The sequence below is a fragment of the Aquiflexum sp. genome (assembly GCF_977115555.1).
Map to the genome: position 1 here is coordinate 1 of NZ_CDSBKL010000205.1, position 7,360 is coordinate 7,360.

Here is a 7,360-nt window from a genome sequence, read left to right on the forward strand (position 1 = left end):
TTGTTTCCTTCACTGCCTTTATCAATGTGTTAAGAAAAAAACAGCTTTCTGACAAGGAGACAGAAACCATCAACGCTGAAATCGAAACAATCAATTCCCACGTAGGAACAGAAAAAGATTTTGTGAAGACTTTGACCAAGTCCCAAGGCAAAATTTTAAATGTGGTTCAGTCAGAATCTAAGTTTGTGGTGAAAAACCATTACCGTAATACCTGGTTGGTCTTGGGAATGTCGGTTTTTGGAGTCCCTTTGGGTGTTGCATTTGGTTTTGCAATGGGAAATATGGGGTTTTTGGGCATAGGACTTCCAATAGGAATGGCCATCGGAGTTATTTTAGGCACTTCATTGGACAGCAAAGCAGCCAAGGAAGGTCGCCAACTCGATGTTGACTTATCAGCCTGATTTTAAAATTACATCTTTTTATTCTTCAAAACGGTTAACATGAAAGCTGCTGTTTACTATCGATACGGCCCTCCTGATGTTATTGAGATAAAGGAAATGACAAAGCCTATCCCCAAAGATGAGGAGGTTTTGATCAGGGTTATAGCGACCACAGTCAATCGGACAGATTGTGCCTTGCTAAGGGCAAAACCCTTCATCATGAGGTTTTTTACAGGATTGACCAAGCCTTCAAATCCAATCCTAGGGACGGATTTTGCAGGTGTGGTGGAAGAAGTCGGCAAATCTGTCGATAAATTTCAAATCGGAGATAGAGTTTTTGGATTTAATGACCAAGGGATAAAGTCCCAAGCTGGGTTTATGGCATGCAAACAGCATGGACCCATTTTCAAAATTCCAGAAAACACAAGTTTCAAAGAAGCAGCGGCAAGTATTGAAGGGGGACATTATGCGATCAATTTTATCAATAAGGTCAAATTGAAAAAGGGACAGCGGGCTTTTGTCAATGGGGCAAGCGGTGCAATTGGATCTGCATTGGTTCAGCTGTTGCTTTTCCATGGTGTATCTGTCTCAGCTACTTCCAACAGGCAAAGCATGGATTGGATCGCTTCTTTGGGCGTCCAAAATGTTATAGATTTTGAAAAAGAGGATTTTACATCCCAGGCAGAAACTTTCGATTACATGTTTGATGCTGTTGGAAAAAGCACTTTTGGGAAATGCAAAACTTTGCTAAAACCGAATGGAGTATATATTTCATCAGAGTTGGGCCCATGGTCTCAAAACATTTTTCTTTCTCTCATAGGACTGGTGAAAAGTGGAAAAAAAGTTAAGTTTCCTTTTCCACATGATGTCAAAGCAAGTCTGAAATTGCTTGCAAAACTGATAAGTGAAGGTAAGTTTAAGCCCCTCATTGATAGGGAATTTCCATTGTCTGACATCTCAAAAGCCTACACTTACGTAGAAACAGGTCAGAAATCAGGCAATGTAATTATCAATGTCAGTGTAATTTGACAAGCATTTTTCTTTTTTACTCCCCAATTCAACCATTTTGACAATAACCCATTAACCAATAACCAAATAACCAACTACCAACTACCCACTTTTCAAACCATGAGAGCCATCGTTTATACCCAATACGGTCCGCCTGAAGTCCTTCGCCTAGAAGAAGTTCCAAAGCCTGTTCCCAAAGAAAATGAAGTTCTTGTAAAAGTGCACTTCACAACAGTAAACAGAACAGATTGTGGCTTTAGGAGACCGGATTATTTTATTGTGCGCTTAATCAATGGCATGTTTTCTCCCAAAGTCAAGATTTTAGGATCTGAATTTTCAGGAACCATCGAATCAACCGGAAATAAAGTCAGCCGCTTCAAAGAAGGAGATGAGGTTTTTGGGCTCATTACCCGAAAATTTGGAGCTCATGCAGACTACATGATTGTTTCCGAATCAGGTTCCATCGCCCATAAGCCAAATAATTTTTCATTTGAGGAAGCTGCAGCCGTATGTGACGGTTTGATGCTTGCAAATGGATTTCTCAAAGACCTTGATTATTCCAAACCGCAAAAAATTCTGATCAACGGCGCTTCCGGTTCAATCGGTACCGCAGCAGTGCAATTGGCGAAATATTTTGGGGCTACGGTAACAGCAGTCTGTAATACCCGGAGTCAGGAATTGGTACGCTCATTGGGTGCAGATCAAGTTATAGACTATACAAAAACGGACTTTACACTTGCAGGAAATGACTTTGATTTCATATTTGACGCTGTGGGCAAAAGCTCTTTTTTCAAATGCAGAAAACTCCTCAAGCCTAAAGGAGTCTATGTTTCCACGGAATTCGGATTTCTTTCCCAAAACATATTTCTGACCTTGTTTACTCCGATCTTTAGAAGAAAAGGGGTTAAGTTTCCCATTGTAACCGACTCCCCGGAGGACATCATGTTTTTCAAGAAGTTGATAGAGTCGGGAAAATACAGGGCAGTCATAGACAGAAGATATCCATTGGCAGATATCAGGGAGGCGACCAAATATGTCGAAACAAAGGAGAAGACGGGGAATGTGGTGATTGAGGTTAGGTAAGTGATTGGTTCAATTCCAATGAGAAGAGGATCGTGAAAACAAGTCTTTTCAATTCAAATTTCCTTTTTATTTTTTATCTTCAACTCACAGATTTTCAATATAAAGACTATGAAAAAAGCAATTATTATCTCTCTCGGCCTGTTAACAGCATTCTGTTTTGGATTTATGCTGAAGCCTTCCATTGCCAATAAAGAAACTGAAACTTTAAACTATAAAAACATGAAACTAGGTGCATTTTCCCTTAGTCTGAGTGTCAAGGACCTGCAGGCTTCCAAGTCTTTTTACGAGAACCTTGGATTTACCCAATTTGCGGGATCAAATGAACAAAATTACCTGATTATGAAAAATGAAAAAACCCTGATCGGTTTGTTTCATGGAATGTTCGAGGGCAACATCATGACTTTCAATCCCGGTTGGGATGAGAATGCCGCTGCACTTGAATCTTATGATGATATCCGGGCCATCCAAAAACATTTAAAATCAAAGGGAGCGACATTGGAAATGGAGGCAGATGAGGCTACCTCAGGTCCTGCAAGCTTGATGGTCAGGGACCCTGACGGGAATTTGATCTTGTTGGATCAGCATCTTTGAGTTGAATTTGAGGGTTTGAATTCCAAAACTCAAGGTAAATTAGACTTTGAGACCTAATTTTCATAACTTTTCATAATCAATACCATAGAGGGAAAGATGGCTTTGAAATTAAAACTTTTGAGAGAGAGTCTTTGAAATAAATTGAAGAAACAGATTTCAAATTAGACAGTGAAAAATTGGGACCAGCACTTTAATTTTATTTGATGAAATTAAGAATCATTTTATCCGCTTCATTTTTACTTTTTTTTCAGACGAGAATTGCTGCCCAAATAGCAGATAAATCTGATTTAGATACCAAGAATGGTATTCAAGTTTCAGCATATGAAGGCATAATTGTCGGTGGGTATGTGGATGGTGGCGGATTTTCAAATTTTACAGGACCAAACCTCAGTTTGACCAAAGGGGATTCAAAGTATATCCTTAGTGCCTTGCCTTCTCTTCGTTACAAAAAAGACAATTCATCTCCAAAAAATGCTTTTGTAACGCCCAACCTTGGCATAGGATTTACTTACACTTACAAAATTTTGGCCATCCAGATCCCACTTTTTTACAATTCAAAAACAGCTGATGAAGATGGCAAATGGCATGTAGGTATTGGCGTAGGCATGAGATTAAATTCCCTCAAAAAATCTAATGAAGAACATTAGAATCTGACGCTTTGCATCCGGTATCAGGGAAATGGTTATCCAGATCATTATTCAAATTAAAAAATTTCCAACCTCTGATTTTGATTTTTTTTGACATTGATTACCGAGAATATTTGGAAGCTATTTTCGGAAATTTTGTGCTAATAATGGAAATTCAATGATTTCAATGCCTATCAACTCTTTTCTGCCAATTAAGGTCCAATACCTTTCAGACGTTTCTTAGGTCAATAATTTGAACTTTTCCTCCAATTCAAGCAGCGCTTTTTTCCTCCAGATTCCTCCGCCATAGCCTGTGAGGTTGCCATCTGAACCGATAACCCTGTGGCAAGGAATAAGGATGGCGATCCGGTTCATGCCATTGGCATTTGCCACAGCCCGGACAGACTCCGGTTTGCCTATTGCTATGGCCTGTGCTTTATAGGATTTTGTATCACCAAATGGGATTTCTTGTAATGCTTTCCACACCTTTTTTTGAAAATCAGATCCCGGAGTGAACAGGGGGACCGTGAAGGATTTTCTTTTGCCCTCAAAGTATTGAGAAAGCTGATTCTCCAATTCTTTAAAATGGCCATTTTCTCCTAAAAGCAAAATTGCATTTTGATTTTTGGAAAGGGTTTTTAATTCGGTTTCGAGCATTTTCCTGTCTGTAAATTCAAGCAGGCAAATCCCTTCTTTGGATGCCCCTGCAATCATGGTTCCCAATGGTGTTTCGATTCTTTTGATGTCGATGACTTGTTTGTCTTTGCTGTTTTTTGGAGAAACACCAAAAATGGCTTTGAAAGAATCATTAAAACCACTCAGGGACTCATATCCCGAATCAAAAGCGATGGCTGTGACTTGTTCTCCTTTTTGGATTTTTTTGAATGCGGAGTTGATGCGGAAAATCCGCTGATAGGCTTGGAAGGTCATTTGGTGGTTTTTGAGAAACCAACGCCTTACTTGATTTGGCTCCAATCCCCTTTGGACGAGGTCCCAATCTTTGAATTTAAGAGAAGGGTCATTGCTCAAATCATCGAGGAGAGATTGGATCTGAGATGGGGTTTCGTTACGCTTTTCCAATGGTTTGCAGACCTTACAGGGGCGGTATCCACTGAGAATGGCCTCTTTGGTAGTTTTGAAAAACTCGACGTTTTCTTTTTTTGGTTTTCTTGCTGTACATGTGGGTCTACAGAAGATGCCGGTTGTCTTTACAGCTGTGATAAATATTCCCTCAAAGGAACTGTCTTTTTCGAGGGAGGCCTGGTACATGATATCGGAGGTCAGTTCCATAAAAGGGGAAGGAATGTTTTTAGCAATAAGTTGAAAAGCATTTCCCAAAAGTAAACCCAAAAGTTTCTGGCCACAACCGAAAAATTGACATGTATTTTTTCCATATATCTATTCAAAATTTTCTCATCGTTCAATCAAATCCAAAACCATGAATCTTCTGTTCTTAAAGGGATGAAATCATGAAATGGATATATTTATTGCCGGATGGATAGTGATTTGTGTCATTTGTTATTGCTTTTTTGCTTTTTAAATCAAATTTAAGTCAAAATTTGGGGGATGGTAACTGATATTTTTTTATATTGCCTTAGTTGTTTTTAGTATTTCTTTATTCAAAACTTAATTTGAGTTTATGCCAAACCGTCCAATAACTATCGAAGGAATTGACCAAAATGGCCTTCTGATACTATCTGATAAAGGAAAGACCAACGTAGATCCCGGTGACACTGTAACTTGGAAGATCCACCCAGGATCAGGGGTAGCTGAGATCAAAAGTATTGTTAAGAGTGATGGTGTGAATGTTTTTAGTAAAGGTCCTTCACAAGTAGGAAGTTCCAACAATTGGAAAGGAACAGTAAATCCTGAAATCCCAAAAGGATCTGAAGAAAAATATGACATCCATTTTACAAGAAAAGGAAGCACACAAATTGAAATACATGATCCGAAAATTATTGTAAATCCTTGATTGTTAAATTCTGGAATGATAAAAAATTCAATCTTGCCTTGCATTTGAAAGGCAATAGGATTACAAATGAATATTTAAATTTAATTGATGATTTTTTGCCCTTGGAATAGGCAAGGTATAGCATCACAAATTATTTTCATTCTCAACTAAAATCATTTACAACCATGAAAATCCATTATATAACTATCGAAGGCATTGAAGCCAGAGGAAAATTAAAACTGTCTGACAAAGGACTGTCAAAAGTAAAACCCGGGGATCTGGTGATTTGGGACATTGTTCCTGACGAAGGAGTTGTGAAAATCAGCAAAATCAAGAAGGATGAAAATTCTAATAATGTATTCATCATCGGGCCAATCCCGATTAAGAATTCAAATGCATGGATTGGGGTCATTAGCCCGGAATTGAAACATTCCGAGGAAGATTATACGATCGAATACCAAGCTAAAGACAAAGATTTAAGTTTTGATCCCAAAATCCAGGTCAACCCTTGAGATTCCTTATGGCTATCTACAAAAAAGCCTTTCATTTCATTTTGATAGGCTTTTGTTGTGTGTTTTTTCAAAACGTTTCTGCACAGGATCAGAAACTAGCTGATAGTCTTGCCGGAATTTACCGGCAGGAAAACCTTTCCGATGAGGACAAATTGGAGCTTTTAAGAAATCTTTCATTCAATGAGATGAGAGACCTTTCACTTGGACTAAGGTACGCGGAGGAATTGATTAGCTTGTCCGAAAAGCTTGGAAATGAACTCTATCTGTATCGGGGATATTTGCAAAAAGGCAATAAAATCAGGTACCAAGGTGATTTTGAATTGGCATTGGATGCCTATTTCAAAAGTGCTGAAGCTGCAAAAAGAGCTGATTTTAAGGTAGGAGAGGGAAGTACCTATATTGCTATTGCCGACATATATTCCTTTTCGAATAATTCTTCCAATGCCCTGCTTTATTATCATAAAGCTATTTCTACTTTGAGTCAAGCGGATGATTCGGTTTCATTGGCTTCTGCTATCCTAAACTTAGGAGATGAGCATTTGAATTTAAAAAATTACGATTCAGCAATGGTATACTTTGGAGAGGCAGGATCAATTTTTGAAAAATTGGATTACCCAACCGGCAAAGCCTTCAGCTTGGGAAATTTGGGGATGGTATATGCCAATATAGGTCAAAGCGATCTTGCTGAAAGTAACATCAATGAGGCGATTTCTATACTGGAAGAATCCGGAAATTTTTATCCTATCTGTACCTACCTCATTTCCATGTCAGATATTTATTTTGAAAAAGGAGAAAGGTCCAAAGCCATGGACTATGCATTGAGGAGTCTAAACCTTTCCCAGATCCATGGACTCAAAGAGCAGATTTCAGATGCCAATCTCCAATTGTCAGAACTTTACGAAGATTTGGGGAATGTAAGCGAATCATTTAGATATTATAAAGACCATATTGCCTATAGGGACAGTATCAATAACCTGAAGTCCGTTCAGAAAATGGCGGATTTGAGAACAGATTTTGAAGTTTCCCAAAAACAAGTTGAAGTGGATCTTCTCAATCAGGAAAAGAAAAACCAAAGGACAATCCTTATTTCTTTGGTAATTATCGTGGTATTGGGGGTTATTATTTTGTCCACATTGTTTTGGTATTACAAAAATATCCAAAAGGAAAAGAAAAGATCTGAAATCCTATTGCTGAATATCCTTCCATTTG

9 protein-coding genes are annotated in these 7,360 nt (G+C 38.4%); 8 read left to right on the top strand and 1 reads right to left on the bottom strand.

What is annotated here, in order from left to right; translation table 11 throughout:
* From ACZFYI_RS12650 to ACZFYI_RS12670, 5 genes are all read left to right on the top strand, one after another.
* Positions 1 to 401 (top strand): hypothetical protein (locus tag ACZFYI_RS12650; protein ID WP_462524495.1); only part of this gene is annotated, 401 nt, incomplete at its 5' end.
* Between the two features lie 39 nt (positions 402 to 440).
* Complete coding sequence (locus ACZFYI_RS12655) at positions 441 to 1,409, top strand: NAD(P)-dependent alcohol dehydrogenase (RefSeq protein ID WP_462524496.1); 969 nt, start codon at positions 441 to 443, stop codon at positions 1,407 to 1,409.
* A 99-nt stretch (positions 1,410 to 1,508) separates the two neighbouring features.
* Positions 1,509 to 2,471: an NAD(P)-dependent alcohol dehydrogenase gene (locus ACZFYI_RS12660; RefSeq protein ID WP_462524497.1), complete on the top strand. Its 963-nt coding sequence runs from the start codon at positions 1,509 to 1,511 to the stop codon at positions 2,469 to 2,471.
* 108 nt (positions 2,472 to 2,579) lie between these two features.
* A complete protein-coding gene (locus ACZFYI_RS12665; RefSeq protein WP_462524498.1) occupies positions 2,580 to 3,062 on the top strand; it encodes a VOC family protein in 483 nt (160 codons plus the stop codon).
* Positions 3,063 to 3,265: 203 nt separating this feature from the next.
* Positions 3,266 to 3,709 carry a hypothetical protein gene (locus tag ACZFYI_RS12670; protein ID WP_462524499.1) on the top strand — a complete coding sequence of 148 codons (444 nt, stop codon included), beginning with the start codon at positions 3,266 to 3,268 and terminating at the stop codon, positions 3,707 to 3,709.
* 219 nt (positions 3,710 to 3,928) lie between these two features.
* On the opposite strand, the gene ACZFYI_RS12675 is transcribed toward ACZFYI_RS12670, so the two are convergent.
* Positions 3,929 to 4,978 carry a bifunctional transcriptional activator/DNA repair enzyme AdaA gene (locus ACZFYI_RS12675; RefSeq protein WP_462524500.1) on the bottom strand — a complete coding sequence of 350 codons (1,050 nt, stop codon included), beginning with the start codon at positions 4,976 to 4,978 and terminating at the stop codon, positions 3,929 to 3,931.
* Positions 4,979 to 5,327: 349 nt separating this feature from the next.
* Here ACZFYI_RS12675 and ACZFYI_RS12680 point away from each other — a divergent pair, with 349 nt between their 5' ends.
* The 3 genes from ACZFYI_RS12680 to ACZFYI_RS12690 all read left to right on the top strand — a co-directional run.
* Positions 5,328 to 5,660: a hypothetical protein gene (locus ACZFYI_RS12680; protein ID WP_462524501.1), complete on the top strand. Its 333-nt coding sequence runs from the start codon at positions 5,328 to 5,330 to the stop codon at positions 5,658 to 5,660.
* Between the two features lie 164 nt (positions 5,661 to 5,824).
* Positions 5,825 to 6,151 (top strand): hypothetical protein, encoded by a 327-nt coding sequence (locus ACZFYI_RS12685; protein ID WP_462524502.1) that lies wholly within the window; start codon positions 5,825 to 5,827, stop codon positions 6,149 to 6,151.
* An 8-nt stretch (positions 6,152 to 6,159) separates the two neighbouring features.
* On the top strand, positions 6,160 to 7,360 hold a 1,201-nt coding region (locus ACZFYI_RS12690), incomplete at its 3' end, for a tetratricopeptide repeat protein (RefSeq protein ID WP_462524503.1).